The organism is Arachnia propionica (assembly GCF_003932785.1).
GTDB lineage: Bacteria > Actinomycetota > Actinomycetes > Propionibacteriales > Propionibacteriaceae > Arachnia > Arachnia propionica_B.
The window spans coordinates 1-354 of record NZ_RQYT01000163.1; the positions used below are offsets into that span (position 1 = coordinate 1).

Below are 354 nucleotides of genomic sequence, written 5' to 3' on the forward strand. Positions count from 1 at the left end.
GGCAGCGGATCCGCCGCAACCTCGAAGCATGGATCATCGCCGCCGACCCCCAAGCGGCTCGGGAGCGGGAACAGCAGCAGCGGGAGAACCGGTACGTGGCAGTCGATGCCGTCAAGAACGGCCACTGCGCCTTGTACGGGCTGTTGGATCCCCGCGACGCGATCGACTTCGACCACGCCCTGTCCGAGGTGGCGAAGACCCTCCCGGTCGAGGCGGGGGACCTGAAGCAGCGTCGCGCCGCGGCGGTCGGGGTGTTGGCCCGGCAGGCGGGTGGGCAGGACATGCTGCCCCAGGCCACGGTATTCGTCCACATCAACGCCGACGACCCCGCCCTCAACCCCGACAGCGACTCCT

The 354-nt window shown here is 69.8% G+C and carries 1 protein-coding gene; it reads left to right on the forward strand.

Going from position 1 to position 354, the window contains the following annotated elements; genetic code table 11:
* A partial coding sequence (locus EII35_RS15665; RefSeq protein ID WP_125229356.1) for a DUF222 domain-containing protein occupies positions 1 to 354 on the forward strand: 354 nt, incomplete at both ends.